Raw genomic sequence first — 26,646 nt, 5'->3', positions numbered from 1 at the left:
CCCTTCGACAGCCAGCGAGAAAAAGCTACAGCGCGCTCACAGCCACGGCGTCGACCGCTGCTGAATCTCGCCGGCCAGCGGCTCACCCATCGTGTCTGCCACGTCGTCGCTGTTTTCCAGCGCCCACATCAGCTTGACCTTCGCGGTGCCGGGCAGCATGTCCTCGCCCTCGACGACGCCCGCCTCCAACAGGTCCCGCCCGGTGTCGTAGACCCGGTCACACACCCGACCTTCGAGACACTGGCTGGTCATCACGACGGGGATATCGAGGCCGTCGATGACCGATATCCAGTCCGTGTTGACGTGGCCCAGTCCCGTCCCCTCGATGACGAGGCCGTCGCTGCCCTCGGCCGCGGCCGAAAGCAGGGCGGTGTCCATCCCCGGCGTGAACTTGACGAGTTCGACGTCGGTGGCGAGGTCGTCGTGGAGTGCCAGTTCGTTGGCCCCCCGCTCGACGTACTCACGGCGGAACGACACCGCGTTGTCCCCGTCGGTGTCGTAGTCGACGACGCCCAGCGGCTCCGCGCCGACCGTCTCGAAGGCGTCCCGGCGGGAGGTGTGGTTCTTGCGGACGCGGGTACCCCGGTGGAGCGCACAGCGGTCGTCGGACTCGCTCTCGTGCATACAGACGAGGACCTCCGCGCAGTCGCTCGTGGCTGCCTCGACGGCGGAGACGGCGTTCATCACGTTGTCCGAGGACGGGCGGTCCGCCGAGCGCTGGCTGCCGGTGAAGACGATTGGGACCGGCGTGTCGAGCATGAACGCCATCGCCGACGCGGTGAACTGCATCGTGTCGGTGCCGTGCATGACGACGACGCCGTCGGCGCCGGCCTCGATTTCGTCGCGGATGGCCTCGGCGAGGTCCCGCCAGACGGCGGGGGTCATGTTCTCCGAGAGGATGTTGGCGACGACGCGGCCCCGGTAGTTGGCCATCCCGGCGAGGTCCGGCACCGCCCGGAGCACGTCCTCGGCGTCGAACTGGGCGGTCACCGCGCCGGTGCGGTAGTCGACGGTGGAGGCGATGGTCCCGCCGGTCGAGATGAGCGACACCGTCGGGAGGTCCTCGTCGAACTCGATTTCGGAACTCGACTCCTCGTCCTGTGCGCTCTCGACGTCGTAGACGTCCGATTCGAGTACGTCGACAGTTGCCTGGTCGCGGTCGATACCCACGTTGTACCCCCCGTCGAGCTTGACCACGAGGTGGTCGTCCGTGCTGGAGGGGAGCAAGACGCCCTCGTAGCGCTGGTCCGCGCGGTCGACGCGGACCCGGTCGCCTGCGTTCATGTCCGTCAGTTCCGGCCGCCCCGACTTGAACCCATCCGTTCGGCTTCAGCCGCCGAGGACGGGGCGACCGTACCGGCGTCCGCCTGCGGGGTAGGTGGTCTCACCTGCCGGCGTTCCCAGTGGGAGACACCGGCTGATATGCCCCCGTTCCCAGTGGGAGACACCGGCTGGTATGCCGGTGTCAACCAGTGGCTGACGGGCGTCAGACGGTCCCCATAAAGGACATACGTCCAGCGGGCGCAGTACGGGTATGGCCGAACGAACGGCGGAGCGAACCCGCGAGTCGGACGCGGACGCCGAGTCGGCGCCGACGGCCACCGACGCGGCCGACACCACCAGCCAGCCGGCGAGCGAGGCCACCGAGACGGCCGACGAGTCCGGCGGCAGTTACTTCTCCGTCCGGGCGCTGGTGGTCGCCTTCGTCGCCATCGGCGGCGGGATGACGCTTGGCAGCCTCGTCCCGATGATTCCGTTCACCTCGTTTGCCGGCATCCCCCTGGGCTCGTTCGTCCACGGGGTACTGGACCGCGAACGCCGCTACGCCGAGACGGCTATCGCGGGCGGCCTGCTGGCCGGCCTGGCGGCCGTCAGCTCGCTGCTTCCGCAGGTACTCGCCGGGCTGGACGGCACGCGGCTGTTCGCTATCGCCGCCGCCGTCGGGCTCGTGCTGGCGCTTCTGGGCCACTACTTCGGCCGGGACCTCCGGGACGGGCTGACCCGGGAGCTCTAACTGAGCTGCCAGCCGTCGTCGGTCCGCTCGACGACGTCCTCCGCCGCGAGGCGGGACAGCGCCTTCTCGACCAGTTCCGGCGGCGCCTCGACATCGCGGGCCAGCGAGCGGACCGACATCGGGCCGTGCGTGAGCGCACTCACAAGCTCCGCGTACAGCCGCCCCTCGCCGTCCTCGATGGCGTCGTCGAACCGGTCGCGGACGTCTGTCACCCGCCCCTGGACCCACCGCTGAGCCAGCGAGAGCTCGTTTTCCAGCTGTTCGAGCCGCGCGAGCTGTCTGGCCAGGTCCCGGAGGTTCTCGCCGTCCTCGTCGTCGACCTCGATGGAGAGGTGTCGACAGGTGGAGATATCCAGCCCGGTACTCGCGGGATAGGCGCTCTTGGTCCCGAACTCGTAGGGCGAGACGCGGACCTCCAGGCGGAGGTTCCGCGAGATGGAGAAGTACTTCCGGCGCTGGTCGTCGGTTCGGGACTCGACCAGCCCCGCCTCTTCGAGCTTCTTGAGGTGGTCGATGACGGCCTTCGGGCTGACGCCGAGATACTCGCTTATCTCGGTCACGTAGCAGGGTTTGTGTGCGAGGAGGCGCAGAATCCGCCGCCGGTTAGCGTTTCCAAGCAGGTCGAGCAACTCGGCGGAGTCCATTCACCTGACGTAACGGGTCGTAGTTCAAAAGCGTGACCCTCAACTGTCCGTCAGTTTCGGGCACGCGAGCCGTCGTCACCGGCGTGGCTCCGGCCGTTCGTGTCGTCGCGCTGCCCGTCTGTGGCGCCGTTCGACCCGCCCGCGGAACGACCGCCGGCGGCGCCGTCCGCGCTGTTCGTCCCGTTGGCGGCGTTCGAGCCCTGCACGCCGTCCGTGGCGTTGGCGCCGCCGTCAGCGCCCGTAGCGCCGCCCTGCGTTCGGTTCGCAGGCGGGCCGCGCTCGCCGTCCGACGGGCCGCCGTTGCTCGCCCCGGCCGACGGACCCCGGTCTTCCGGCGGCCCCCGCTCGCCCCGGTCCGTCGGTGGGCCCCGGTCCGCCGGCGGGCCGCCGCCCAGCCCGCGGGCGATGGCCGCGACTTCCGGCCCCGTCAGGTCGGACGCGTTCCGTCGGAGCCCCTCGAGCCGGCTATCGTTCACGCCGGCCCTGGACGCGGCCTCGTCGGTGTCGTTTATCGCCGTCCGCAGCGCGTCGATACGGGCGCTGAGTCGGCTCTGTCGGGCGACGTACGCGGGCTGTGGGAGCGAGCCGTTCTCGTATCGCTCCCGGAGCGTCTCGTTCTCCCGCTGGAGCCGTTCGAGTCGCCCTTCCAGCGACCCGGCCCGCTCCCGGACGAGCCGCGCCCTGTCGCTGGCGTTGGACTGGTCGAACCCCGCCTTCCACATCCCGTTCTCGATGGAGTCGTTCGCGGCGGCGGCGCTGGACTGGGTAAACGCCGTCAGCTGGGCCCCCATGCCAGCGGTCTCCCCGCTCTCGTTTTCCGCCGTCCGGGTCGCCGTCGCGGTCTCCTGGGCCATGATGGTCGGCGAGACCAGCATGGCGACGGCGACCGACACGACGAGCAGCGTGTGCCGGTGAGTCATCTACCTGGGTGTATGGCGACCCCCAATTAAAAACCGGGCCGTTCGTTCGCGTCGTTCACCCGTCCGCGTGACGACCCGAGCTAGTCCAAGAGAGTTTATCAACTGCTCTCGTCCAGCCTCGGGAGCCAGCGTGCCGCCAGCGCCACCGACGCGACCGACAGCGCCACCGTGGCGACGACGAGCGCCGGGCCCGGGTCGTAGCGCAGCGGCGGGTAGTAGCCCAGCCCGTAGTCCAGCACGTCGTTGGCGAGTGCGAGCACCAGCGCCGTCGCCAAGGCCCCGCGGGTCGTCCGCGCGTAGTGTGGGACCAGTGTCCCCTCGGCGACGAAGCCGACGTGGGTGACGATGATGCCGAAGTAGGCCCACAGCGCGGGGAAGTAGGCGTCGAACCCGAGGTTCAGCGCCACGACCGTCCAGACGCCCATCTTCACCAGCCACACCAGGGCGATGGTGTGGAGGTAAGCGAGCGGGCGGTTCGTCGGGACGGCGTCGAGCGAGTCGCCCAGAAACGGCCACAGCGTCACCAGCGACAGCGTCATCAGGAAGAGCGCGGTCGGCGAGTCGGCGTACAGCGGCCAGAGAAACGTCGAGACGCCGGGCATCGTCTCGACGTAGTAGCGCACGCCGACGAGGACGGCCACGCTGTTGACGACCACCAGCCACACCAGGCTCGGCGCGTTCTCCAGGTAGTACCGCGCGTATCTCCGCGGTAACGGCCCCCGGTTGTCCATACGCCCCCTGCAACACGACGGGCGGAAACGCTGTCGGTATCGGTCGCCGGCGTGTGAGCCCGGCGGACAGACGCGTTCGCCGGGACAGTCCCCAAGTTCCCACGGCGGAGCGAGTCGTCGGACCGCGGCGGGGCCTACTCCGACGCCGCAGCCGTCTCGGCGGAGAGTTCGATCTCGCTCTCGGATATCTGAATCGCCTCGCGGATGTGGTACAGCGCCTCGTCGTCTCGGGCCGTCTCGCTGGCGGCACGCAAGTGCTCCAGGACGGAGTCCGGAACGGAGTATTTGCGCTCTGTGGGGTCCATACTCTGTTTCGAGACAGTTTTCCACTCAAACGTTCCGGTTTCGCCCGTTTCCACTCGTGATACTAGTATAAAAGCGACCGTCCGGGTTCATATTCGAACGAAAGCTGTTCTCATACGTGCGAACAGTACCGGGCTACGATGGCCGAACGGTCCCGCCGCATCGAGCGCCGTGGATAGCCCGGACCCGCGAGCGGTGTCACGCGTCGTGTCACCGCTGGAATAGCCCGCCGACAAAGGGATTTCGCCGAAGGCTTTTATATAAGCGTGCGCATCGTTCACGTGTACCGATGTTCGAACAGTTCTCACGCGGCTACTATCTCGGCCGTCTCTACGTCGAACCGCGAGACGGCGGGGCCGCGATGTGTCGGGACCAGCACGAGCGAGTGAACCAGCGGCTGTACGGCGACGAGGGCGTAACACGGACGGACCTGCCGCTGGTGATGAAACTCGGGCGGCGCCACTTCCCCGTCCGAGGCGACGAGGAGGTGCCCGCGGACACGCTCGCGGTCCCCCGGGAAGTACTCGCGGACGCGGACATCCGGAACCCGCCCAGTCTCAGCGAGGTGTTCCTCGCGAAGGCCGACCACGCGGCCCAGCTACTGTCGGTCGCGGACGCGAGCGACGCCGTGCCCGACAGCGCGGTGTAGCCGGGTCGACGAGGGCAGCCACTTTTAAGCCGGTCGCCCGCAGCAGTTCAGTCCATGCTGGACCGGCTGCTGGGGCGCGAGTCGCTGAAGGAGCGCGTCGCCGAACTCGAAGAGGCAAAGCGCCACCTCGAACGCCAGCTCGACGCGGAGGAAGAGCGCCGCGCCGAGGCGACGACGGCCCGCCAGCGGGCCGAGGAGCGGGAGAACCGCCTCGAGGACCGCGTCACGGAGCTCGAAGACCGCGTCGAGCGGTTACAGTCGGCCGACGGCGCCGCGAGCGGGCGCACCGCCGAACGGCTCAACGGCGCGCGGGTCGGGGAGATACTCGACCGGCTGGCGTCGTTCGCCACGGAGCCGGAGGGCGTGTTCACCGCCTACGTCGCCGACGAACACGACCTTCCCGAGGCCGTCCGCGAGGCCTTCGGCGACCGCACCGAGGCGGTGGCCGGCGCCGCGCCGTGTCTGGCGGTCACCGACGACGCGGGGCTGCTGTCGGCCTGCCTCTCCGTGCCAGTGCCGCCGGAGCCCTTCGCGGACTGGGCCGACAGCGTCCAGTTCGAGCGGTCGTGGTTCGAGCCCACCGGGTCACACACCGTCGCGCTCGTCCGGTCGGACCTGTTCGCGCTCGGGGAGTACGACGGGCGCGAGCGGACGGCGTTCCATGGCTTCGACTCCGAGCTGAAGAGCCAGCACTCCAAGGGCGGCTTCTCCCAGTCGCGGTTCGAGCGCCTGCGCGACCAGCAGATAGCGAGCCACGTCGAACGCTGTCGGGCCGCTATCGACGAGGTCGACCCCGACCGGCTGTACGTCGTCGGCGAGGGGTCGGTCGTCCACGAGTTCGACGACCGGGCGGCGGTCGTGCGGCGGGTCGACGCCACCGGCGACCCCGAGGACGCGCTGGCCGACGCGGTGCGGTCGCTGTGGTCCGTGCGGCTGGTACTGCCGTAACCCGCCGCCCCTAGCTTTAGGCGCTCACCACGCGACCCTCCACGTATGCAGGTCGCCGTCCTCGCCCACGAGTTGTTCCCCGAGCGCGCCAAGACAGCGGTGGGACTCCTTCGGTACGGCGACCACGAGGTGCGGGCGGTGCTGGACCGCGACAACGCCGGCGGGCGGGTCGCCGATCACCTCCCGGACGTGCAGGACGCCCCAATCGTCGCGTCGATGGCCGACGTGCCCGAGGTCGACGCCCTGGTCGTCGGCGTCGCGCCCATCGGCGGCGAGTTCGACGAGTCCTGGCGCCCCGACGTTCGGGCGGCGCTAGAGCGGGGCTCGCACGTCCTCGCCGGACTGCACGACTTCCTGGCCGAGGACGACGAGTTCGCCGAACTCGCGGCCGAGCACGGCGGCCGACTGGTCGACCTTCGAAAGCCGCCCGAGAACCTCACCGTCGCCGACGGGACCGCGGGCGACGTGGAGGCGACCGTCGTCACCACCGTCGGCACCGACTGCTCGACGGGCAAGATGACCACGGCCTTCGAACTCCGTGACGCGGCCCGCGAGCGGGGGCTCGACGCCGCCGTCGTCCCGACCGGCCAGACCGGCGTGGTAATCGAGGGGTGGGGTATCGTAATCGACCGCGTCATCTCGGACTACGCCGCCGGCGCCGTCGAGCGCCTGGTCGAGACGCCGGTCGGGATGGACCTCATCGTGGTCGAGGGCCAGGGCGCGCTCGTCCATCCGGCGTACTCGGGCGTGACGACGAGCATCCTCCACGGGTCGGCGCCGGACGCGCTGGTCATGTGTCACGAGGCCGGCCGCGAGGTCGTCCACGGCTACGAGTCGTTCGACCTGCCCCCGCCGGGGGCGTACGCCGACCTCTACGAGCGCATGGCCGCGCCGGTCGCTGAGGCCCCCGTCGTCGCCGGCACGCTGAACACCCGGGGCCTCGACGACGACGCGGCGGCCGACGCCGTGGCGGCCTACGGCGACGCCATCGACGCGCCCGCGACCGACCCGGTCCGGCACGGGATTCCAGAGGACGTACTGGAGGCGATACTGTGAACTGGACCGTCGAGACCCACGACCTGCCACTCGCGACGCCCTTTGGCATCAGCCGCGGGACGAGCGAGGTTTGCGAGTCCGTCGTCGTCGAGTTGACCCACGAGGGGACGACGGGCTACGGCGCGGCGACGCCGTCGGCCTACTACGGCGAGAGCGTCGAGACGGTCGCGGAGACGCTGCCGGACCTGCTCGCCACCGTCGAGGAAGTCGGTGACCCCCACGCGGGCCAGCGCATCGAGCGGCTGTGCCACGAGGACGCCCCCGAACAGCCCGCCGCCCGCAGCGCCGTCGGCATCGCCGTCGCCGACCTCGCCGCGCGCGACCTGGGCGTCCCGCTGTACCGCCAGTGGGGACTCGACCCGGGCCGCGTCCCGCCGACGACCTACACCGTCGGGCTGGACCCGCCCGAGCGGATGGCCGAGAAGGGGCGGGCCGCCGTCGACGCGGGCTTCGACCGGCTGAAACTGAAGCTCGGCAGCGACGGCGACCGGGCCCGCTTCGACGCGGTACGGGAAGCCGTCCCCGACGCCGAACTGCGGGTCGACGCGAACGCGGCCTGGGACGCCGACGAGGCCGTCGAGAAGGCGGGCTGGCTGGCGGCGGGCGGCGTGACGATGCTCGAACAGCCCGTCGCCGCCGACGACGTCGACGGACTCGCCCGCGTCACCGACGTGACGACGATGGCGGTGTGTGCCGACGAGGCCTGTCGGACCGCGACCGACGTCCCCCGACTGGCCGACGCCTGCAACGTCGTCAACGTCAAACTCGCCAAGTGCGGCGGCCCGCGAGCGGCCCGGCGGCTGATCCACGCGGCCGACGCCCACCGGCTCTCGACGATGCTTGGCTGTATGGTCGAGTCCGGCGCGAGCATCGCTGCCGCCGTCCACCTCGCGCCGCTGGTCGACTACGCCGACCTCGACGGCGCACTCTTGCTCGATTCGGACCCCTTCGACGGTGTCCCCATCGACGGCGACCGCTTCGACCTCCGGAGCGTGTCTGCTGGCACCGGCGCGCGCCGGCGCTGAACTGGGTAGAACTGGCCGTATCTCGGCGGCCAATGTAAACTGTCAGCAACGTTGTTGGTACGAACCTTACTTATATTGTTGCTTGCAAAATCATGGCCGATAATCGGTCGGCCAGAGCTATATGTTGGTTTCCGTCAGGAGAGGTATGTCAAAGGCGACGACTGAGGAGGCGAGCGACCTCTCGCGAACGGTACTGTGCGTCGACGACGACCAGCGAATCGAAGACGTGTCGGCTGCTATCGACAGCGAGGGGACCCTCGACGCTGTAGAGGCGACGACCGTCGAGGACGCGACCGACCTGCTCCGCGAGGAGTCCGTGGTCTGTGTCGTCACGAGCTACGACCTGGCCGACGGGACCGGGATGGACGTCATCGACGCCGTCAGGGAACACGCCCCACAGGTTCCCAGCGTCCTCTTTACCGACCGACAGCCACAGGATATCGACACCGCCTCCTTCGAGGAGACCATCGTCGAGTATCTCAACAGGGACCTACCCGACGCCCACGACCGGCTCGGGTTCGTCACCAACGACGTCATCGAACACAGCGCGCAGGTCGGCTTCCTCCGGCCGGACGACGAGGAGGAGCGGCTGGCGACGCTGGCCGAGTACGACATCGAGGAGCTCCCCATCGAGGAGAGCTTCGAGCGGCTGACGGACCTCATCGCGAGCCACTTCGACGCCGGCGTCGCCTTCATCGGCCTCATCGAGGCCGAGGAAGAGAACTTCCTCGCGTGCCACGGCGCCGACCTGGACAGCCTCACGCGCGAAGACACGATCTGCACCCACAGCATGCTCCAGGAGGACGTCATGGTCATCGAAGACATCGCCGACGACAACCGCTTCAACAAGAACGAACAGCTCGAGAACCTCGGTATCGTCTCCTACGCCGGCGCGAACATGACCGCCCCGAACGGGCAGGTCATCGGCCAGGTCTGTCTCATCGACTTCGAGAAACGAAGCTACGACGCCAGAGAGCAGGCTGAACTCCAGGACTTCGCCGAGACGGCCATGGAGATTCTCGACCTGCGGAAGTCACTTCGGAACGCCCGCAGCGAGGAGGTGGCACGATGAGCGTCGCGACCGACGGGTTCGACGTCGACCCGCTCTCGTTGGGTCCGGTCGACAGCGGAACCAGCATCCTGCTGACCGGCGAGGACGCCGACGCGCTGCAAGCGGTCTTCTCGAAACTGGTCGCGGCCGACGACGACGAGCGCTCCATCGTCCTCTCGACGGGTAGCGGCGGGCGGGCCGTCCAGCGCGACCTCAACAGCGCCCGCACGGGGGCCGGCTCGCGCGCCTCGGTGCTGACCTGTGAGGGCCCCGCGAGCGGCGACGACATCCAGACGGTCGACGACGTCAGCGACCTCACCCGGCTCGGGATGGACTTCTCGACGCTCGTCGCCTCGGCCCAGCAGGGCTCGGGCCGGTTCCGCTCGGGCATCATGCTCTGTTCGACCATCGCGAGCGAAATCGAGGACACCCGCTCGCTGTATCGGTTCCTCAACTCCAACTTCCTGACCGAACTCCGCCGTGGCGACGGTATCGGCGTCTGTGCCGTAGACACCAGCGCCGACATCGGCGCCGACATGTCGAGTACGATTAGCGGCCTCCAGACGTCCTTCTCGGCTCACATCGAGGTCGAGAAGACCGGGCTGGGACAGGCGACGCTCACCGTCGACGGGCTGGACGGCGAAGAGACGGTCGACGTCGACCTGTAGACGAAAAAAGCGGTTCGCGGTTTTTCAGGCGCTCTCGACGGCGTCGAGCAGTGCCTCGTAGTCCGGCTCGTTGGTCGGGTCCTCGGCGACCCAGCTGTAGGTCACCTCGCCGTCGTCGTCGAGGACGAACACCGAGCGGTTGGCGACGCCCATGAGGCCGAGGTCCTCGATGTCGATGCGGACGCCGTAGTCCTCGATGGCGTCGCGGTCCATGTCGCTGACCAGGTCGAACTCCAGGCCGTGTTCCTCGCGGAAGGCGTTCTGCGAGAACGCCGAGTCGGCGCTGACGCCGAGGATGGTCGCGCCGGCGGCCTCGAAGTCGCCGAGGTGTTCCTGCAGCGCCACCATCTCGTTGGAACAGGGCGGCGTGAACGCGCCGGGGAAAAAGGCGAGCACGACCGGGCCGTCGCCCAGGTGGTCGGACAGTTCGAACGCCTCTACCTCTCCGTTCGCGACCGTTGCCGAGATACCAGGTGCGGAATCGCCTGTGGATACCATCACTCGTCGGTTGGAGCGGGACCCGGATAAATGGTCGTCAATCGACACGCCCTAGGCGTCGTCGGTCAGCCACTCCGCGAAGGCGTGGTGCTCGCGGCAGTGTTCGAAGTACTCCCGTTGCATCGCCGCCATCGCCTCGTCGAGGGCCAGTCCGTCGCCGAGATGCGCCCGCACCCGGTCTATCTTCCAGGAACTCGGCGTCTCGCCGGCGTCGTAGCGGTCCTCGATGGGGCCGAGGTACTCGTCGATTCGGGCCTCGGGCAGGTCCTGCTCTTCGAGCCCGAGTCGGGCGAAGCGGAATAGCTCGTCGAAGATGACCTCCCGGTCGGTGGTCCGCTCGCCGTGGATAGTCACCCACGAGAGGTCGGCGTCGAGACCGTCTTCGGCGGCGGCGTAGAAGCTCCGCTCGGCCTCCTGCCAGGGCAGTTCCGTCACGGGGTGGTCCGCGACCACGAGGCCGCGGATGAGGCCGACGGTCAGCGCCTGTAGCCCTATCATGTCCTTGACGTGGGGCTGGGTCGGGAGCGGGCGGTACTCGATGCGCAGGGACCGCTCGTCGCTCGCGCCCTCGACCGGCGCCCCGCCGATGACACAGCGGAGCCAGCGCCAGTAGGTCCCCCGCTTGTGGTCGAACTCCCAGATGTCGTCTTCGAGGGTGTCCCGGTCGCTCTCGTCGAGCCACTCCCGGAGGAACGGGCCAAAGAGGTCGTCGGCGACGACCCGGTCGACGACGTCCTCGACGGTGTCGATGTCCCGGGGGACCCGCACTTTCGGATTCTCGCTCGTGTTGACCGACTGCTCGAACGCCGCGATACGCAGTTCGTGGTCGGTGCTGGCACAGAGCCACTCGCCGTCGGTGTCCTCTGGGTAGAAGTCCGCCGGCAGGAACGGGGCGTTCACCGACAGCGCGAGCAGCGGCCCCAGCGTGCGGATGGCGGCGTTGTAGTACTCCGGGAACGTCTCGGTGTCGGGAATCTGGAGGTGGGGCTGAATCGACGTGGCCAGCGACTCGAACAGGATGGTGGGGAACGACCCCTCGTAGCCCGGCACGGAGAAGTCGATGGCCCCGCCGGCGCGCTGGACGGCCTCGTTGTCCAGCGCGACGTAGCGGGGCGCCTGCCGCATGTTGTCGGCCAGCACCACGTCGTCCCGGACCTCGTGGGCCGAGAGGTAGTCCTCGCCGCCCTCCTCGGGCGGAATCGTCCACATCGCGTCCAGAATCAGCTCGCAGTTGTGTTTGCTCGCCTGCTGGCGGGCCTGCTTCGTGTGCATCTCGACGGCCGTGGTCTGGACCTCCATGCCCGCCCCGTCGAAGGTGTTTGGCGCCGTGTTGATTTCGGCGTTGTGCAGCCCCAGTTCCTTGTTCGCCTCGCCCTCGAAGACGACGTCCGGCAGTCGGGTGAGCCGCCCCTCCCACTCCTCGGGGTCCATGTACGGCCGGTCGTCGTCGGCTTCGGCCTCGACGGCCGGCTCGCTGTCGGGCTCGTCGGGCTCGTCCGGTTCGTCGGGCGCGAGCGGGCTGTCCGGGTCGACGTCCAGCGACGGCCCCTCACCGGGACCGAAGCCGTCGTCGGCGTCCGCCTCGGGCGGCGGCGTCTCGTTGTCCGGCTCCAGGGAGGCTCCGCCCCCGTCAGATTCGCCCTGGGGCTCCAGGGAGCCGTCCCAGGCGTTCCCGCTCCCGCCGCCCCCGAGGTCGTCGTCGAGAGCGGCCGACTGTTCCTCGTCGGCGTCTACCTCGTCGGCCTCGGGGTCCGGTGGTTCTGGCACGCTGTTTATGGCGTACAGTTCGACCTCCAGCCCGACCGAGAACGCCTCGTTGTCGAACTCGCCGGCGGCGATGGCGCGGCGAAGCTCCTCGGCCTGCATGTCGACCCGGTCGGTGAACTCCCCGTAGGTCTCATCGGCCAGCGACCGGCGCACCAGGTCGACGATATCGTCCATGCAGGGAGTGTGGCGGCGCTTCCATTATAAGTGGTCCGTCCAGCGGGCCCGGTGTCGGGCTCACCCGCGGAGTAACTGGACCACCTCGTCCGCCACGCCGGGCTCGACGGCGACGAGATACCGTTCGCCCGGTTCGAGCGTCAGGTCCGGGGTGGCGACGCTGTCGCCGTCGGAGATGACCAGCGTCCCCGCCGGGAACCGGACCTCCGTCAGTTCCTTCCCGGCCGCGGGGGCGTCCGCCGCGACGCGGACGAACATGATGTCGAGGTCCGACGTGACCGCCGACAGCGACTGGATGTCCGACCCGACTATCTCGTTGACCGCCAGTTTCGCGCCGGCGCCCTCCGGGAAGACGACGGCGTCGACCAACTGCGTGTACGTGTCGTCCGCCGCCTCGTCGATGCGGGCCACCGTCCGCACGCCCGGGTTCAGCTCCGCGGCCGCCATACAGATTGCGAGGTTGACACCCGACTGGCCGGTGAGCCCCGCCACCACGTCGGCCCGGCCGACATCCGCCTGTCGGAGGATGTCCGGGTGGGTCGCGTCCCCGTTGATGACCGTCGCCAGCCACTCGCTGGCCACGTCGTCGACCACCGACTCGTCCCGCTCGACGAGGACAACGTGGTCGCCCCGGTCGACGAGGAGCCGCGCTGTTTGCAAGCCGACGCGTCCGCCGCCCGCGATTACGACGCGAAGATTCCGTGTCATGGTTAGTCTTCCTCCGCTGTGACCGTGCCCTGGGTCGAGCCCGCCTCGGCGCCACGCGCGAGGCGATACCGGTCGAGCGCGTAGTAGGCGACGGCGCCCAGCCCCAGCCACCCGAGGCTGAGACCGAGCGCCATCGGGTCCGTCTGGACGAGGAACGCGACGAGGACGAGCGTCAGCACGAGGTTCAGGCCGATACCGAGCAACGGCGGGAGCGGGTAGTAGGGTATCTCGTAGGGTCGGTTCATGTTCGGGCGCTCCCGGCGGAGTTTGATGACCGCCCCGTTGACGATGACAAAGGAGAGCAGGAAGAACAGGCTCGACATGTTGCCGGCGCTCTGGGTCGGCAACACGACGGAGCCGGCCATCACGACGGCACTCAGGAGAATCGCCGCGAAGGGCGTCCCGTACCGGTGGTGAATCCGGCCGACGCGGGCGAGCAACTGCCCCTCCCGCCCCATCGCGAAGGCCACGCGCGAGGACGCGATGACGACGGCGTTCAGCGCCGTCAGCGTCGAGAAGACGGCCCCGAAGACGATGATGGCCCCGCCGTTCTTGATTATCGGGAGCCCCGTGGGCATGAACGCCGTCGCCGCCTCGGCGATACCGGCCTCGCCGGCCTCGGCCAGCCCCTCGGCACCGAGGGTGCCGATTGCCACCGTCACCACCGCGATGTAGACGACGATGGTCGCGGCCAGACTCACGAAGATGGCCTTTGGGATGTTCTCCCGCGGGTTCTTGACCTCCTCCGTGACAGTCGTGATGAGGTCGTACCCCTCGAAAGCGATGAAGGTCAGCCCCATCGCCGGGAGGACGGCGTACGCGCCGGTCTCCTGGGGAAAGAGCGGCTGGAACTCCGCACTGGAGAACATCGGCGACGCGATACCGAACGCGACGAAGACAAGCAGGATGGTCACCTTCGTCGCGGTGAAGATGGTCTCGACGCTCCCGCTGGCGGCCGTCGAGACGGCGTTGAGCGAGACGAAGAGAACGACAGCGCCGAAGGCAAAGGCGAGACCCAGCGGCACGCCGACGTCGACGGCCGGCAGGGCAACGGCGCCGACCGACTCCGGCGGCGGGACCAGGTCGTAGACGTGGAGCAGTTCGATGAAGTTCGGGGCGAACCCCAGGGCGTAGAGCCCGCCGGCTATCATGTACGCGAACCACAGCATCCAGCCCATCAGGAAAGAGGAGAAGTCCCCGAAAATCTCCCTGACGAAGGCGTAGCCGCCGCCGCTTTTCGGTATCGCCGAGGCCAGTTCCGCGTACGACAGCGCGGTGAAGGCGGTGACGACGCCGTTCAGCACGAACACGGCAAGCGCCGCGGGGCCGGCGATGTCGGCCGCCAGCCCGGTCAGGACGAAGATGCCGGCGCCTATCATCGCGCCCATGCCTATCATGCTGGCGTCCAGCAGTCCCAGTTCGGCGTCGGGCGAGCGTGTCTGTTGCCCACTCATTGTCGGTAGCGATGGCCCCGGCAGACGGTGCGTGACGACCCCGCTATCGAGAGACGTGCTACCAGTGGCCACGAACCACTTACGACCGAATCACAATCAGTGTTACTCGAAGAGGTCCTCGTGTCGCGCGGCCAGGTTCGCGTAGTCTCCGGAGGAGAACGCCTCGAACACCTCGTCGGGGTCGATGGTCGTCTCCGAGAGCGGTGTCACCTGGGCGGGGCTGCCCCGGACGAACGACTTGGGCGGGACCTCGTAGCCCGGCGGGACGACGGTGCCCATGGCGACGATAGAACCCTCCCCGATGACGGCGTCGCTGACGGTGGAGTTGAACCCCACCAAGGCGCCGTCTTTCACGTCGGCGTCGTTCAGCACGGCGCCGTGGCCGACCATCACCTTCTCGCCGACCGTCGAGGCGTGCAGGATAGCCCCGTCGCCGATGGCGGTCTCGCGCCCGACCTCGACCGGTCCCACGTCCCCCCGGAGCACCGCGCCGGGCCAGACGTTCGCGTTCGGCCCGATGCTCACGTCGCCGACGACCGTCGCCTCGCGGCTGACGTGGGCGTATCCGTGGATGTCGGGCTCCGCTCCCTCGAAGGCGTACTCGCGACTGTCCATACGGATACCGGGAGTGGGCCATCCGAAAAGATACCGGTCACACTGCCGGCTGTAGCGTGCCGAACGAATCGTCACGTCCGAGTTCCGGATATCGTCACGGACCTACAGCCGGCAGCGTTAGAAGGTCAGCCGTTCGAGCAGCCGACGCGCGAGCGGTGGGCGACCGGACTCGTGGGGGTACACCGTGACGGTCGTACAGCCCGGGTTCGGGACCGTCGGGCGCGGGTCGAGCAGCGCCCCGCGGACGCTGTCGTCGGCGCCGCGCCGGACCAGCAGGTCGGGCCGCGAGGGCTGGCCGCCGTCGGTCCGGAGCGACTCCGACCGCACCGGCACCGAGAGCATCGCCGACAGTTCGTCCTGATACGTCGCCAGCGTCTCCCGGTGGGTGTCAGGTCCCGCGCCGTCGACGGGGTACCACAGCGCTATCGTCCCCTCGTTGGCCGCCGCGACGGCGCCGGCGACCGTCACCGCGAGCGGGTGGTACGGCCCCCGGTCGCCCGAGAGCGCGACGGTTCTTGGCGCGTCGTAGCCGAGGTTGTCGACCAGCAACACGTCACACGGCGCGTGGCGGACGACCCAGTCGATGGGGTCGCCGAGCAGCCTGGAGCGCAGCCGGAGCGGCTCGTGTTCGGCCACGATACTGTCGACGCCGCGATGTCGGGCGAAGTTGACGATGGCGTGTTTCGTATCGTGGCTGACGATTTCGTCGGCCTCGATGGCGACGTCGAGTTCGTCGGCCAGCGCTTCGGTCCGGACCTCGAAGGTGCGGTCCGCGGCGGACTGGCGGGCCACGTCCTCGGTCAGCGGGGCCTGGTCGGGCACCTCCTCGAACCGCACCGCGACGACACGGCCCCCGTCGGGACGGACCAGGTCCGCGGCCAGGCTGACCAACGCCCGCTCGCGCGCGCCGCCGCGGCCTTTCGTCAGCGGAACCAGCACCTCGGTCGGGCTCTCGTCGATGGCGGAGGCGACCTCGGTGAGCGCCTGGCGACCGACCTGGCGGCGGACGGCGTCGGTCGCCACGCCCTCGCGGCTGACCCGCGGGCGGACGTAGGCGAGGTACCAGACCACACTGGCGGCGACGATGGCGACGGCCCCGACCAGCGCGACCGGCCCCATCTGCGTGAGCAGCGCCAGGCCGGTGAGCAGGCCGAACACCTGCACCCACGGGTACAGCGGCGCGGTGAACTCGGGCTCGTAGTCGGCGCCGCCCTCGCGGAAGGCGACGACGGCGACGTTGATGAGCGCGAACACCAGTATCTGGAAGGCGCTGGCGAGTTTCGCTATCTCCAGGATGGGGACGAAGGCGATGAGTACCAGCAGGACGACGCCGGTGAGCGTGATGGCGTTGAGCGGGGTGCCAAAGCGGTCGCTGACGGCCGAGAGCGACGGCGGCGCGAGGCGGTCGCGGCTCATCGCGAAGGGGTAGCGCGACGAGGAGAGGATGCCCGCGTTGGCCGTCGAAATCAGCGCGAGGATGGCCGCGAGGATGACCGCCACGACGCCGACCTGGCCCAGCGTCGCCTCGGCGGCGACGGCGACGGGCGTCAGCGACCCGGCGACGCTGCCCGGGTCGGTCACGCCCACGAGGACGGCCACCAGCGCGACGTACAGCAGCGTCGTGAACACGAGCGAGCCCAGTATCCCGAGCGGGATGTTCCGGCCCGGGTTCTCGACCTCCTCGGCGACGCTCGCGACCTTGGTGACGCCGGCGTAGGAGACAAAGACCAGCCCCGTCGCCGCGAGCAGGCCAGCGAGACCGGCGTCGAAGAAGTTCGCGTAGTTGGCCGACGCGACACTGGGCGCGCTGCCGGCGGCGAACCAGCCCAGCGCCGCAAGCATCACGACGACGATGGCGACCTGGAGCCGGCCGGTCTGTTTGGCCCCGACGACGTTGACGAGGATGAGGAGGGCGGCCAGCGCCAGCGCGACCGGCTTCAGCGGGAGGTCGAAGAGCAGGAGGAGGTAGGGGACGCCGCCGACCAGCGCCAGCGCGCCCTTGAACGACAGCGAGAACCACGTCCCGACCCCGGCGACGGTGCCAAGCAGCGGCCCCATCCCGCGCTCGATGTAGATGTACGTCCCGCCGGCCTCGGGCATCGCTGTCGCCATCTCCGCCTTCGAGAGGGCGGCGGGCACCACGAGCAGCCCCGCGAGCGCGTACGCGACGATGACGAGCGGGCCGGCTATCTCCAGGGCCAGTGCCGGCAGGATGAAGATGCCGCTACCGATCATCGCACCGATACTGATAGCCAGGACGGAGGGGAGGCCGAGGTCCCGTTCGAGGTCTTTGGTCATATCCGTTGGTAGTGGGGCCGACGGGACGCCGCGTCGCCGTCACACCGCTCTCACTACGCAGCAGTATATTCCGGAAAGAGATAAAGGCGTGGGTTTAGATTCCGTTTCGGAAATTAATATAGTTCTGTATCGGGTTGCCGGAACCGAACGCTCAGTTATCGTCCCCGACCGTCTCGGCGCTGAACTGGTGGAACGGCCGGGTGTACTCGTTGCGGATGATGTCTTCGTCGACGACTTCCAGGCCGATGTCGTTGAGGTCGCGACCGATGCGGCTGAGGTCGTTGCCGTCGACGCCGACGACCTCGACGTAGACGTTGTCGGCGCCCGTCATGACCTCCCGCAACGCGACGACGCCGTCCACGTCGAGGGCCCGCCGGGCTATCTCCTCGCGCTCGTGGATGGGGGCCGTACAGACGACGAGCGTGTGAAGTTGGTAGCCGGCGGCCTCGTAGTCCACGTCGACGTCGTACCCCCGTATGACGCCGGCGTCTTCCAGGTTGGTGATGCGGTTCCGGACGGTGCGGGCCGAGACGTCGAGCGACTCCGCGATTTCGCTGGCGGCAGTGTGGCGGGCGTCGCGCTGCAGGGCGTGGATAATCTGTCTGTCGAGGTCGTCGATAGCGTACTCCGGGTCGGCCATGCCGTCCTGTTAGCGACGGGCTGGCACAAAAGTGCGCGGTTCGGTGGCGGGGCCGCCGGACCGTCCGGGCGGCGCCTTACCGTCCCAGTTCCGCGTGCGCCGAGGAGAGATGTCGAGACGAGAGGGCCGCCAGCAGGGAGAGTTCCCCCGCCAGCACGCCCGCGGCGATGACCTCCGCGAGCGCGTCGGCGTTGCTGCCCGCCGGGTCGCCGCCGCCGGCGTAGCCCAGCACGTCGAGCGCCTCGGCCTGCGTGGGCAGCGAGGTGCCGCCGCCGACGGTCCCCACTTCGAGCGACGAAAGCGTCACGGAGGCGTACAGCCCCTCCTCGCGCGCGTCGACGGTCGTGATAGTGTTGCTCCCTTCGACGACCTGGGCGGCGTCCTGGCCCAGCGCGAGGAACGCGGCGGCGACGACGTTGGCGGCGTGGGCGTTGAAGCCCAGGGCACCGGCTTTGGCGGAGCCGACGAGATTCTTCCGCGTGTTCGCTTCGGCGATGGCCGCCGTCGTCGTATCGAGGCGTTCCTCGACCTGCTCGTGCGGGATGAGCACGTCCGCCGAGACGGTGCGGCCGCGGCCCTCGACGGCGTTGATGGCCGCGGGCTTCTTATCGGAACAGAGGTTGCCCGACAGGGCGACGAGGTCGGCGGGCGTCTCCGACTCGACGACGTCACAGGCCGCCTCGGTCGCGATGGTGGCCATGTTCATCCCCATCGCGTCCTTCGTGTCGTAGGCAAAGCGGAGGAAGACGCTGTCCCCGACGACGTAGGGCGTCACGTCCTGCAGTTCGCCGTGGCTGGTCGTGGACTCGGCCGCCGCGGCCAGTTCGTCGACGTGGTCGCGGACCCAGGCCGACACTTCGCCGGCTTCGGCCACGTCGTCGACCCTGAACACCGGCGCGCGGGTCATGCCGTTTTTCAGGACGCGAGCGGTCGCGCCGCCGGCCTTACGGATGGTCGAGACGCCCCGGTTGACGCTCGCGAGCAAGGCGCCCTCCGTCGTCGCCAGCGGGAGGTAGTGCTCGCCGTCGGCCGCGCCGCCGTCGACTGGCAGCGGGCCGACGACGCCCATCGGAATCTGGGCCGCGCCGACCATGTTCTCGATGTTGGGCTCGGCGTCGGCGGCGTCGAACGCGTACTCGCCCACCGTTTCGAGGTCCGCGCCGACCTCCTCGGCCAGGAGCTGTCGGCGGGCGGCGGCGGCCGTCTCGGCGTCGGCGTGGTCTTCGAGTTCGTAGAGGCGTAGCTCGCCGTTCTGTACCCGCTCGGCGAGCGTCTCGGCGTCGGTCATACCGGTCGGTGGCGGGCCGGGCCCCTAACAGTTGCTCTTGTCGGCCGTTCCCGTGGCGTCGGCTCCCGGCGCAGTGTTCACCCAGCCGGCCGGGAGACGGGCCACGAAGGACGCTTGTGCGTCACGTCACCGCCGCCACGGCCTCGGAGACGTCGTCGCGCCGGACGTAGAGGACGACGAGTCCGGCGAGCAACAGGCCGATGCCCCACCAGAGCGAATCACCGGGCAGTACGTAAAGGAGGACCGTGACGATTCCGGAGGTGAGGAGCGACCAGCCGACCGTCGTCTGATAGGTCACGGACAGACTATTCGTGTCGGTTCGATAACCCGCCGGGTTGCCGTTGCAAGCGAGACTGACTCCGCTGCGAGAGAGCCGAGCGGCCGCGGGGGCGGCCCCCTGCCGCGTCGTGGCCCTCTCGCACCGGGCGGCACCCGACGCAAGCCTTCGAGAGACTGCTCGCCGAGAGCGGGAGTGCCGTCTGGAAGCCGACTGTGACCGGACGGCGGACCGACGACCGTGTGAGCGACGGTATCACACACCAAGTGTCGACAAAGTCCGTCACTGACCCACTAATCTCCCCCATCGCCGGTTATTGAAGGCAAAATTTTTTCAATAGAGGGGTTCGAACGACTAGGTACCTATAGGAGGGTCAACTTTGCCCGAAATGGAAACGGCTGAGTTCGAAACCGACCTCAGTCTCTTCAAGTACGACAACCTCGAACAGCTCCCACCGGCGTACCGGGAACTCGGGGAGGACGAACGGACCGAGCGCATCGAGGCGGCGCTCGAAGCGCTGGGCGACGACGTGGTCATCCTGGGCCACAACTACCAGCGCCGCGAGATAGTCGAACACGCCGACTTCATCGGTGACTCCTACCAGCTCTCGAAGGAGGCCGCGGAGTCCGACGCCGACTACGTCATCTTCGGCGGGGTGACGTTCATGGCCGAGTCCGCCGACATCATCACGGACGACGCCCAGAGCGTCATCCTCCCTTCGATGGAGGCGTCCTGCCCGATGGCGGGGATGGCCGAGGCGCTGCAGGTCGACGCCGCGTGGGCCGAACTCACCGCCGAGACGGACGAGACCATCATCCCGATTACGTACATGAACAGCTACGCCGACCTGAAGGCCTTCTGCGCCGAACAGGGCGGACTGGTCTGTACCTCCTCGAACGCCCACAAAGCGTTCGAATACGCCTTCGAACACGGCGACAAAGTGCTGTTCCTGCCCGACAAACACCTCGGGGAGAACACCGCCCACCGGCTGGGGATGGAAGACGATATCGTCGAGTGGGACCCGTGGGACCCCGAGGGGGCCGACGCGGCGAGCGCCGTCGAGAACGACGTCATCCTCTGGGAGGGGTACTGTCAGGTCCACGAGCGATTCCGCGAGGACCACGTCGAGCAGATTCGGGAAGAGTACCCCGACGCGAACGTCATCGTCCACCCCGAGTGCCGCCGCGAGGTCGTCGAGGCCGCGGACGTGAGCGGCTCCACGGCGACCATCTGCGAGAAAGTCGCGAACGCCGACCCCGACGAGACGTGGGCCATCGGTACCGAGATTCACCTCACCCACCACCTGAGGCGCTGGCATCCCGAGGTCAACGTCGTCCCGCTCTGTGGCGACGCCTGCATGGACTGCAACGCCATGCGCCAGATAGACCCGAACTACCTCACCTGGGTGCTGGAGGAACTCGTCGCGGGCCGCGAACGAAACGTCATCGAGGTCGCGCCCGAGGAGAAGGAACTGGCCCAGGTCGCCCTCGACCGGATGCTGGAGATTTGAGCCATGTCTGCACAGAAAACCTCCGACGTCCTCGTCGTCGGCTCCGGCATCGCCGGGCTGGCGGCGGCGCTGGGCGCCACGCGGGAGGGCGGCGACGTGACCGTCGCGACGAAGGCCACCCGGCCGGAGGGGGCCTCCTCGTGGTGGGCCCAGGGCGGCATCGCCGTCTCGCGGGACGACCCCGAGCAGTTCAAGCGTGACATCCTCGCGGCGAGCGACGACACCGCCGACCCCGACGCCGTCGACGTGCTCGTCGAGAACGCCAACGACGCCGTCGAGGACGTGCTGCTGGATACCCTCGAAGTCGAATTCGACGCCAACGGCGAGGACCTCGATTTCACCCGCGAGGCCGCCCACAGCGAGGACCGCATCCTCCACGTCGACGCCGCGACGGGCAAGCACATCCACGTCCCGTTCCTGAACTATCTGGACGCCCACGACGGCGTCGAGATTCTGGACGACACCGCCGCGCTCGAACTGGTTCGTCACGAGGGGCGGGTCCACGGCGCGATGCTGGAGTACAACGGTGAGGTCCGCCCCCACTACGCGGGCAGCGTCGTCCTCGCGACGGGCGGCATCGGCGACCTCTACCCGCGGACGACCAACCCCGACGACGCCACCGGCGACGGCATCGCCATGGCCGCGCTCGCGGGTGCGGACGTGGCGGACATGGAGTACGTCCAGTTCCATCCGACAGTAGCAGTACCGAGCGAGGCCCAGCGGGCCTCGAAGCGAGGCGGTGAAACCGCCGAGCGCGACGAGGCCGACGATTCGGGCGTCTTCCTCGTCAGCGAGGCCGTCCGCGGTGAAGGCGGGCTGCTCCGCAACGGCGAGGGAGAGCGGTTCATGCCCGACTACCACGCGGACGCGGAACTCGCACCCCGCGACGTGGTCGCCCGCGCTGTGAAAGCCGAGCGGGAGGCGACGGGCGAGGTCCGTCTGGACGTCTCGCCGCTCGATTTCGCCGCCAAGTTCCCCGGCCTGACCGAGCGCTGTGTGGGCCACGGTATCGACTACGAGGGCGGCATCCCGGTCGCGCCCGCCGAGCACTTCCTCTGTGGCGGGGTCAGCGTCGACGACCGCGGCCGGACCTCGCTCGACCGGCTCTACGCCGTCGGGGAGTGTTCCCGAACCGGCGTCCACGGCGCGAACCGACTGGCCTCGACCTCCCTGCTGGAAGGGCTGGTCTGGGGGCTGCGCGCCGGCGAGGACGCCGCCGGCAACGGTATCGACCCTATCGAGGCACCGGACCTGCTGGAACGGGACCCCGACCTTCCCGCCCGCTTCGCCAGCGACAAGCTGCACCGGCTCCGTCGGGTGATGGACGAGCAACTGGGCGTCGAGCGCGACCCCGCCGAACTCGGTCGCGCGATGGCGTTGCTGCGCCGACTCAAGGGAGAGGTCGACGCATACGTCCGCACGCGGACGAGCCGGTCGCTGTACGAGCTGCGCCACGCCAGCGTGACGGCGCTGCTCGTGGCCCGCCACGCCAGCGAGAACGACGAGTCCGTCGGCACGCACAACCTCGTCGACGCCCCGGAGCCCACCGCCGACTGATGATTACGGACGCCGACGTCGAACGGTGGCTCCGCGAGGACGTGGGCCACCACGACGTGACCAACGACGTGCCGGGCGACACCGAGGGCCGTCTCGTCGCCAAGGAAGCCGGGACAGTGGCGGGACTGGCGGCCGCCGAGGCCGTCTTTTCGTATCTGAACTGCGAGCCGGCGCTGGAAATCGAACCGGGCGACCCCGTCGAGCCCGGCGACGTGGTCCTCACCGTCGACGGACCGGCCCGCGAGGTGCTCCGGGGCGAGCGCGTCGCCGTCAACGTCGTCGGCCACGCGTCGGGTATCGCCACGAAGACCGCCGCCGCGGTGGCGGCGGCCCGCGACGTGTCGGACGACGTCGCTATCGCCGGCACCCGCAAGACGACGCCGGGGCTTCGCGGCGTCGAGAAGCGCGCCGTCGCGGCCGGCGGGGGCGACACCCACCGACTCGACCTCTCCCACATGGTGATGGTCAAGGACAACCACGTCGCCGAGATGGGACTGGAAGGGGCCATCTCGCACTTCCGCGACCGGGCCTCCTTCGCCACACAACTCGACGTGGAGGTCGAGACGGTCACGGACGCCCCGCGAGCGGCCGAGTGCGGGGCCGACATCGTCCTGCTGGACAACATGAGCCCCGCCGAGACCGAGCGGGCGGTCGAACTGGTCGCAGAGACCGACGGCGAGACGCTGACCGAGGCCAGCGGCGGCGTCACGGTCGAGACGGTCCCGGACTACGCCGCGACGGGCGTCGACGTCGTCTCGATGGGCTCTTTGACCCACTCCGCACCGACGCTGGACCTCTCCTTTCGGACCGGATAGCGACCCGAACCGCGAGCTGTCGGGACGGTGACACTCAGTCCTGTCCGGTCTCGACGGCTATCTCCTCGAACGTGACCTCGACCGTCTCGCCGTACCGGTCCCCGTTCGTCTCGTCGTGGCGGTGGAACTCCGGCGGTTCGATGGTCACGTGCAGGTCGTAGGTCCCGCTCTCGGGCACCTCGAGGTTCGCCCCGTAGTGGTAGACCCCGGGGTGCCAGAGGAAGGAGAGGTCGAAGGGACCGTAGCTCTCGCCGTCGCGGTCCAGCGTAATCGAGACGTCGCAGTACGGGACGAACCGATGGTCCGCGCGGTCGGCGACGATGACCTCCAGGTGACAGTTCTCGTCGTCGGGTTCGACGAGTTCGAACTCCCCCTCGCCGGCGAGGCGATAGAGCGGTTCGGCCTCCTCCTGGGCGTAGCCGACCAGATAATCGCCGGCGGTCGTCGTCCCGCCGTCGTGAGCGACAGTCTCGGTCATATACGTCGCCGAGGTCAGGTACGCCTGGCCCTCGGTCCGGGACTGCTGTATCTGATTGATGTCGACCTCGTCGCTTGGCTGTTTCTCCGGAGTATCAGACATCGAGTTGATATAATCGCCTGAGGCGGGAAAATGCATTGCTGGCACAGCGCGAGTCGCGAGTCGGAGACGCGCCGAACCCCACGACGGGGAGCGGTAAGCGGCGAGACGCTTTTGTCCGCCGGCAAACGAGTGAGTACTGATGCCAGCAGACGTTCGGACCTGTCCGGACCACGGGTTCTTCGAGGGAGAGACGTGTCCACGCTGCAATCGGACGGGCGAGCACGTCGTCGACGGCGGCCGCCGCCGACAGCTCTCGAAGTTCGTCTCGGGGGCACTCAGGCACTTCCCCGACGACGCCGGTATCGAACTCGACGGCGCGGGGTGGGCGCCGCTGCCCGCCCTCGTCGACGCCGTCGGCTCGAAGTACAGTTGGCCGGACCGCGAGATAGTCGCGGGCGTTCTGGCGACGGACCCGAAGGGGCGGTTCGAGCGCGACCCCGGCTTCGGCACTGCACCGGACCGCGTCCGGGCGGCCTACGGGCACTCTGTCGACGTGACCATCGAGGACGACGACAGTCCAGTCCCCGCCACCCTCTATCACGGGACCGCGCGTCGGAACGTCGACGCGATTCTCGACGCGGGTCTCAAACCGATGAGTCGCCAGCGGGTCCACCTCTCAGAGAGCGTCGAGACGGCGAGAGACGTGGGGTATCGGCACGACGACGAGCCCGTCGTCTTCGGCGTCGACGCGGCGGCGATGGAACGGGACGGCCACGACATCGCGAAACGCGGGGCGGCGACCTACACCACCGACCACGTCCCGCCGGCGTATCTCAGCCGGCGCGACGACTGATTACTCGACCAGCGGCTCGCCGGTCATCGCGTCGGGCTGGTCCACGTCGATGAGCGCGAGCAAAGTCGGGGCGAGGTCCGCGAGCGTGCCGCCGTCGCGGGCGCTCAGGCCGCCAGCGGTGCCGTCCGGCGCGACGTAGACGAACGGCACCGGGTTCGTCGTGTGTGCGGTGTGGGGGTCGTCCTCGGTCCCCATGTCGTCGGCGTTGCCGTGGTCGGCACAGACGAGGACGTGCCCGCCGGCGCCGTGGATGGCCTCGACCAGCCGACCCAGTTGCTCGTCGACGGCTTCGACGGCCGCGACGGCGGCGTCGAAGTCGCCGGTGTGGCCCACCATGTCCGGGTTGGCGTAGTTCAACACGAGGGCATCGGGGTCCTCCGACTCGATGACCGAGATAGCGGTGTCGGTGACGCCGGGCGCGCTCATCTCCGGCTGGAGGTCGTACGTGGGCACGTCCGGGCTCTGGACGATTTCCCGGCGCTCGCCCTCGAACTCCACCTCGCGGCCGCCGTTGAGGAAGTAGGTCACGTGGGGGTACTTCTCCGATTCGGCCAGCCGGAGCTGTGTCAGCCCGGCCTCGGAGAGCACCTCGCCGTAGGTGTCGGCGGGCTGGTTCGGCGGGAAGGCCACGGGGAGGTCGAAGGTGGCGTCGTACTGGGTCATCGTCACCAGCCGAATCGTCGGCGGCTCGGTGTCGGCGCCCCACGCGTCGGGCCGGATGTTCGCGAGCATCCGGGAGAGCTGGCGGGCGCGGTCCGACCGGAAGTTGAAGAAGATGGCCGCGTCGCCGTCGTCCATGCCCGCGTAGTCGCCGACGATTGTGGGTTCGATGAACTCGTCGGTGGTGTCGCGGGCGTAGGACTCGGTGGCCGCGGAGACGGCGGCGCTGACCTCGTGGTCCCCCTCGGCGTCGACGACGGCGTCGTAGGCGCGGCGCGTGCGCTCCCAGTTCTGGTCGCGGTCCATCGCGTAGTACCGCCCCGTCACCGTCGCGACGTGGCCGGTGCCGTGTTTCTCGGCCTGGGAGGCCAGTTGCGAGAGGTAGCCCTCGCCGCCCTTCGGCGAGGTGTCCCGGCCGTCCGTGAAGGCGTGAGTCACCGCCTCGGTGCCGCGCTCGTCGGCGAGTTCGATGAGCGCGTGGAGGTGGTCCTGATAGGAGTGGACGCCGCCGTCCGAGACCAGTCCCATGAAGTGGACCTTGCCGTCGTTGGTCTCGGCGTAGTCGAAGGCCGACAGAATCGCCTCGTTCTCGAAGAAGGGCGGGTCGGGGTCCTGCTCGTCCGGCGGGCTCTCGCCCCGCGAGCGGGCGACGGCGTCGGTGACGCGGGCCGAGTCCTGCTTGACGACGCGGCCGGCGCCGATGTTGAGGTGGCCGACCTCGCTGTTGCCCATCTGGCCCTCCGGCAGTCCGACGCGGCGGCCGTGCGTCGTCAGCGTCGAGTCCGCGCCGTCCTCCCGGTACCTGTCGAAGTTGGGTGTCTCGGCCGCGGCGACGGCGTCCCGTACATCTGTGTCTGGATTCAGTCCCCAGCCGTCGAGGATGACGAGCCCGACTTGCATACTAGATTGGTCACGCGAACGGGGTAATAGCCCTTCGGTCGGCCACCTCTGAGACGGGCTGTCGGTGGTCGCGCCCGGCCCCCAACGACGCACGATTTCAGCG

At 69.0% G+C, this 26,646-nt stretch carries 27 protein-coding genes; 11 read left to right on the top strand and 16 right to left on the bottom strand.

Annotation, left to right across the window (positions count from 1 at the left end; all coding sequences use genetic code 11):
- Nucleotides 1-36 precede the first annotated feature (36 nt).
- A complete protein-coding gene (gene gatD / locus NDI86_RS14760) occupies nucleotides 37-1,284 on the bottom strand; it encodes a Glu-tRNA(Gln) amidotransferase subunit GatD (RefSeq protein WP_310901208.1) in 1,248 nt (415 codons plus the stop codon).
- A gap of 250 nt (nucleotides 1,285-1,534) precedes the next feature.
- On the opposite strand from gatD, the gene NDI86_RS14755 reads away from it, so the two are divergent.
- On the top strand, nucleotides 1,535-2,014 hold the full coding sequence (locus NDI86_RS14755; protein ID WP_310901207.1) for a hypothetical protein: 480 nt from the start codon (nucleotides 1,535-1,537) through the stop codon (nucleotides 2,012-2,014).
- Here NDI86_RS14755 and NDI86_RS14750 read toward each other — a convergent pair.
- The 4 genes from NDI86_RS14750 to NDI86_RS14735 form a co-directional block, all read right to left on the bottom strand.
- Nucleotides 2,011-2,658 (bottom strand): ArsR/SmtB family transcription factor, encoded by a 648-nt coding sequence (locus NDI86_RS14750; RefSeq protein WP_310901206.1) that lies wholly within the window; start codon nucleotides 2,656-2,658, stop codon nucleotides 2,011-2,013. The genes NDI86_RS14755 and NDI86_RS14750 overlap by 4 nt on opposite strands.
- A 50-nt stretch (nucleotides 2,659-2,708) precedes the next feature.
- Complete coding sequence (locus NDI86_RS14745; RefSeq protein WP_310901205.1) at nucleotides 2,709-3,578, bottom strand: hypothetical protein; 870 nt, start codon at nucleotides 3,576-3,578, stop codon at nucleotides 2,709-2,711.
- 98 nt (nucleotides 3,579-3,676) lie between these two features.
- Nucleotides 3,677-4,309: a DUF1405 domain-containing protein gene (locus NDI86_RS14740; RefSeq protein ID WP_310901204.1), complete on the bottom strand. Its 633-nt coding sequence runs from the start codon at nucleotides 4,307-4,309 to the stop codon at nucleotides 3,677-3,679.
- A gap of 134 nt (nucleotides 4,310-4,443) precedes the next feature.
- A complete protein-coding gene (locus NDI86_RS14735) occupies nucleotides 4,444-4,614 on the bottom strand; it encodes a hypothetical protein (protein WP_310901203.1) in 171 nt (56 codons plus the stop codon).
- 287 nt (nucleotides 4,615-4,901) lie between these two features.
- Here NDI86_RS14735 and NDI86_RS14730 point away from each other — a divergent pair, with 287 nt between their 5' ends.
- From NDI86_RS14730 to NDI86_RS14705, 6 genes are all read left to right on the top strand, one after another.
- On the top strand, nucleotides 4,902-5,261 hold the full coding sequence (locus NDI86_RS14730) for a DUF5802 family protein (RefSeq protein ID WP_310901202.1): 360 nt from the start codon (nucleotides 4,902-4,904) through the stop codon (nucleotides 5,259-5,261).
- 54 nt (nucleotides 5,262-5,315) lie between these two features.
- Entirely contained in the window at nucleotides 5,316-6,209 is an 894-nt protein-coding gene (locus NDI86_RS14725; protein WP_310901201.1) for a Vms1/Ankzf1 family peptidyl-tRNA hydrolase, read from the top strand.
- A gap of 45 nt (nucleotides 6,210-6,254) precedes the next feature.
- Nucleotides 6,255-7,265 carry an N-acetyltransferase DgcN family protein gene (locus NDI86_RS14720; protein ID WP_310901200.1) on the top strand — a complete coding sequence of 337 codons (1,011 nt, stop codon included), beginning with the start codon at nucleotides 6,255-6,257 and terminating at the stop codon, nucleotides 7,263-7,265.
- Nucleotides 7,262-8,290, top strand: coding sequence for a dipeptide epimerase (locus NDI86_RS14715; RefSeq protein ID WP_310901199.1), 1,029 nt, complete (start codon nucleotides 7,262-7,264; stop codon nucleotides 8,288-8,290). The genes NDI86_RS14720 and NDI86_RS14715 overlap by 4 nt, the downstream gene beginning before the upstream one ends.
- A gap of 145 nt (nucleotides 8,291-8,435) precedes the next feature.
- Nucleotides 8,436-9,362, top strand: a complete 927-nt coding sequence (locus NDI86_RS14710; RefSeq protein ID WP_310901198.1) for a GAF domain-containing protein — start codon at nucleotides 8,436-8,438, stop codon at nucleotides 9,360-9,362.
- The gene (locus NDI86_RS14705; protein ID WP_310901197.1) at nucleotides 9,359-10,009 is read left to right on the top strand and encodes a DUF7504 family protein; all 651 of its coding nucleotides are present in this window, start codon (nucleotides 9,359-9,361) and stop codon (nucleotides 10,007-10,009) included. Before NDI86_RS14710 ends, NDI86_RS14705 begins: the two co-directional genes overlap by 4 nt.
- A 24-nt stretch (nucleotides 10,010-10,033) precedes the next feature.
- Here NDI86_RS14705 and NDI86_RS14700 read toward each other — a convergent pair whose 3' ends face one another.
- The 9 genes from NDI86_RS14700 to NDI86_RS14660 form a co-directional block, all read right to left on the bottom strand.
- Entirely contained in the window at nucleotides 10,034-10,507 is a 474-nt protein-coding gene (locus tag NDI86_RS14700) for a redoxin domain-containing protein (protein WP_310901196.1), read from the bottom strand.
- Between the two features lie 51 nt (nucleotides 10,508-10,558).
- Entirely contained in the window at nucleotides 10,559-12,448 is a 1,890-nt protein-coding gene (locus tag NDI86_RS14695; RefSeq protein WP_310901195.1) for a glutamate-cysteine ligase family protein, read from the bottom strand.
- 60 nt (nucleotides 12,449-12,508) lie between these two features.
- Nucleotides 12,509-13,156, bottom strand: a complete 648-nt coding sequence (locus NDI86_RS14690; protein WP_310901194.1) for a potassium channel family protein — start codon at nucleotides 13,154-13,156, stop codon at nucleotides 12,509-12,511.
- Nucleotides 13,157-13,158: 2 nt separating this feature from the next.
- Complete coding sequence (locus tag NDI86_RS14685; protein ID WP_310901193.1) at nucleotides 13,159-14,610, bottom strand: APC family permease; 1,452 nt, start codon at nucleotides 14,608-14,610, stop codon at nucleotides 13,159-13,161.
- Between the two features lie 102 nt (nucleotides 14,611-14,712).
- Nucleotides 14,713-15,225: a gamma carbonic anhydrase family protein gene (locus NDI86_RS14680; protein WP_310901192.1), complete on the bottom strand. Its 513-nt coding sequence runs from the start codon at nucleotides 15,223-15,225 to the stop codon at nucleotides 14,713-14,715.
- Nucleotides 15,226-15,342: 117 nt separating this feature from the next.
- Nucleotides 15,343-17,523 (bottom strand): amino acid permease, encoded by a 2,181-nt coding sequence (locus NDI86_RS14675; RefSeq protein ID WP_310901191.1) that lies wholly within the window; start codon nucleotides 17,521-17,523, stop codon nucleotides 15,343-15,345.
- Nucleotides 17,524-17,674: 151 nt separating this feature from the next.
- Complete coding sequence (locus NDI86_RS14670; protein ID WP_310901190.1) at nucleotides 17,675-18,163, bottom strand: Lrp/AsnC family transcriptional regulator; 489 nt, start codon at nucleotides 18,161-18,163, stop codon at nucleotides 17,675-17,677.
- A 76-nt stretch (nucleotides 18,164-18,239) separates the two neighbouring features.
- Nucleotides 18,240-19,451: a hydroxymethylglutaryl-CoA reductase (NADPH) gene (hmgA, locus tag NDI86_RS14665; protein WP_310901189.1), complete on the bottom strand. Its 1,212-nt coding sequence runs from the start codon at nucleotides 19,449-19,451 to the stop codon at nucleotides 18,240-18,242.
- 121 nt (nucleotides 19,452-19,572) lie between these two features.
- Entirely contained in the window at nucleotides 19,573-19,749 is a 177-nt protein-coding gene (locus NDI86_RS14660; RefSeq protein WP_310901188.1) for a hypothetical protein, read from the bottom strand.
- Between the two features lie 367 nt (nucleotides 19,750-20,116).
- On the opposite strand from NDI86_RS14660, the gene nadA reads away from it, so the two are divergent.
- Genes nadA through nadC form a run of 3 tightly spaced genes read left to right on the top strand, consistent with a single transcriptional unit; the run spans nucleotide 20,117 to nucleotide 23,610 of the window.
- Nucleotides 20,117-21,238, top strand: a complete 1,122-nt coding sequence (gene nadA, locus NDI86_RS14655; RefSeq protein WP_310901187.1) for a quinolinate synthase NadA — start codon at nucleotides 20,117-20,119, stop codon at nucleotides 21,236-21,238.
- Between the two features lie 3 nt (nucleotides 21,239-21,241).
- A complete protein-coding gene (locus tag NDI86_RS14650; protein WP_310901186.1) occupies nucleotides 21,242-22,795 on the top strand; it encodes an L-aspartate oxidase in 1,554 nt (517 codons plus the stop codon).
- Nucleotides 22,795-23,610, top strand: coding sequence for a carboxylating nicotinate-nucleotide diphosphorylase (gene nadC, locus NDI86_RS14645; protein ID WP_310901185.1), 816 nt, complete (start codon nucleotides 22,795-22,797; stop codon nucleotides 23,608-23,610). Before NDI86_RS14650 ends, nadC begins: the two co-directional genes overlap by 1 nt.
- A 34-nt stretch (nucleotides 23,611-23,644) precedes the next feature.
- On the opposite strand, the gene NDI86_RS14640 is transcribed toward nadC, so the two are convergent.
- The gene (locus NDI86_RS14640) at nucleotides 23,645-24,190 is read right to left on the bottom strand and encodes an iron transporter (protein ID WP_310901184.1); all 546 of its coding nucleotides are present in this window, start codon (nucleotides 24,188-24,190) and stop codon (nucleotides 23,645-23,647) included.
- A 139-nt stretch (nucleotides 24,191-24,329) separates the two neighbouring features.
- On the opposite strand from NDI86_RS14640, the gene NDI86_RS14635 reads away from it, so the two are divergent.
- Nucleotides 24,330-24,983 carry an RNA 2'-phosphotransferase gene (locus tag NDI86_RS14635; RefSeq protein WP_310901183.1) on the top strand — a complete coding sequence of 218 codons (654 nt, stop codon included), beginning with the start codon at nucleotides 24,330-24,332 and terminating at the stop codon, nucleotides 24,981-24,983.
- Here NDI86_RS14635 and gpmI read toward each other — a convergent pair whose 3' ends face one another.
- On the bottom strand, nucleotides 24,984-26,543 hold the full coding sequence (gene gpmI / locus NDI86_RS14630; RefSeq protein ID WP_310901182.1) for a 2,3-bisphosphoglycerate-independent phosphoglycerate mutase: 1,560 nt from the start codon (nucleotides 26,541-26,543) through the stop codon (nucleotides 24,984-24,986). It abuts the gene before it with no gap.
- Between the last annotated feature and the right edge of the window lie 103 nt (nucleotides 26,544-26,646).

The organism is Haloarcula onubensis (genome assembly GCF_031624605.1).
GTDB lineage: Archaea > Halobacteriota > Halobacteria > Halobacteriales > Haloarculaceae > Haloarcula > Haloarcula onubensis.
Note: the sequence above shows the minus strand (reverse complement) of the source record. Positions and strands in the feature narration are given on the sequence as shown.

Excerpts from the sequence above, each read along its gene's own strand:
- NDI86_RS14710 (WP_310901198.1), top strand. The coding sequence starts at position 8,436 with ATGTCAAAGGCGACGACTGAGGAGGCGAGCGACCTCTCGCGAACGGTA.
- NDI86_RS14730 (WP_310901202.1), top strand. The coding sequence starts at position 4,902 with ATGTTCGAACAGTTCTCACGCGGCTACTATCTCGGCCGTCTCTACGTC.
- hmgA (WP_310901189.1), bottom strand. The coding sequence starts at position 19,451 with ATGACCGACGCCGAGACGCTCGCCGAGCGGGTACAGAACGGCGAGCTA.
- NDI86_RS14745 (WP_310901205.1), bottom strand. The coding sequence starts at position 3,578 with ATGACTCACCGGCACACGCTGCTCGTCGTGTCGGTCGCCGTCGCCATG.
- NDI86_RS14720 (WP_310901200.1), top strand. The coding sequence starts at position 6,255 with ATGCAGGTCGCCGTCCTCGCCCACGAGTTGTTCCCCGAGCGCGCCAAG.
- NDI86_RS14640 (WP_310901184.1), bottom strand. The coding sequence starts at position 24,190 with ATGTCTGATACTCCGGAGAAACAGCCAAGCGACGAGGTCGACATCAAT.
- NDI86_RS14695 (WP_310901195.1), bottom strand. The coding sequence starts at position 12,448 with ATGGACGATATCGTCGACCTGGTGCGCCGGTCGCTGGCCGATGAGACC.
- NDI86_RS14670 (WP_310901190.1), bottom strand. The coding sequence starts at position 18,163 with ATGGCCGACCCGGAGTACGCTATCGACGACCTCGACAGACAGATTATC.
- NDI86_RS14680 (WP_310901192.1), bottom strand. The coding sequence starts at position 15,225 with ATGGACAGTCGCGAGTACGCCTTCGAGGGAGCGGAGCCCGACATCCAC.
- NDI86_RS14650 (WP_310901186.1), top strand. The coding sequence starts at position 21,242 with ATGTCTGCACAGAAAACCTCCGACGTCCTCGTCGTCGGCTCCGGCATC.
- NDI86_RS14635 (WP_310901183.1), top strand. The coding sequence starts at position 24,330 with ATGCCAGCAGACGTTCGGACCTGTCCGGACCACGGGTTCTTCGAGGGA.
- NDI86_RS14705 (WP_310901197.1), top strand. The coding sequence starts at position 9,359 with ATGAGCGTCGCGACCGACGGGTTCGACGTCGACCCGCTCTCGTTGGGT.
- NDI86_RS14700 (WP_310901196.1), bottom strand. The coding sequence starts at position 10,507 with ATGGTATCCACAGGCGATTCCGCACCTGGTATCTCGGCAACGGTCGCG.
- NDI86_RS14685 (WP_310901193.1), bottom strand. The coding sequence starts at position 14,610 with ATGAGTGGGCAACAGACACGCTCGCCCGACGCCGAACTGGGACTGCTG.
- gatD (WP_310901208.1), bottom strand. The coding sequence starts at position 1,284 with ATGAACGCAGGCGACCGGGTCCGCGTCGACCGCGCGGACCAGCGCTAC.
- nadA (WP_310901187.1), top strand. The coding sequence starts at position 20,117 with ATGGAAACGGCTGAGTTCGAAACCGACCTCAGTCTCTTCAAGTACGAC.
- NDI86_RS14750 (WP_310901206.1), bottom strand. The coding sequence starts at position 2,658 with ATGGACTCCGCCGAGTTGCTCGACCTGCTTGGAAACGCTAACCGGCGG.
- NDI86_RS14690 (WP_310901194.1), bottom strand. The coding sequence starts at position 13,156 with ATGACACGGAATCTTCGCGTCGTAATCGCGGGCGGCGGACGCGTCGGC.
- NDI86_RS14675 (WP_310901191.1), bottom strand. The coding sequence starts at position 17,523 with ATGACCAAAGACCTCGAACGGGACCTCGGCCTCCCCTCCGTCCTGGCT.
- NDI86_RS14735 (WP_310901203.1), bottom strand. The coding sequence starts at position 4,614 with ATGGACCCCACAGAGCGCAAATACTCCGTTCCGGACTCCGTCCTGGAG.
- NDI86_RS14725 (WP_310901201.1), top strand. The coding sequence starts at position 5,316 with ATGCTGGACCGGCTGCTGGGGCGCGAGTCGCTGAAGGAGCGCGTCGCC.
- gpmI (WP_310901182.1), bottom strand. The coding sequence starts at position 26,543 with ATGCAAGTCGGGCTCGTCATCCTCGACGGCTGGGGACTGAATCCAGAC.
- nadC (WP_310901185.1), top strand. The coding sequence starts at position 22,795 with ATGATTACGGACGCCGACGTCGAACGGTGGCTCCGCGAGGACGTGGGC.
- NDI86_RS14755 (WP_310901207.1), top strand. The coding sequence starts at position 1,535 with ATGGCCGAACGAACGGCGGAGCGAACCCGCGAGTCGGACGCGGACGCC.
- NDI86_RS14740 (WP_310901204.1), bottom strand. The coding sequence starts at position 4,309 with ATGGACAACCGGGGGCCGTTACCGCGGAGATACGCGCGGTACTACCTG.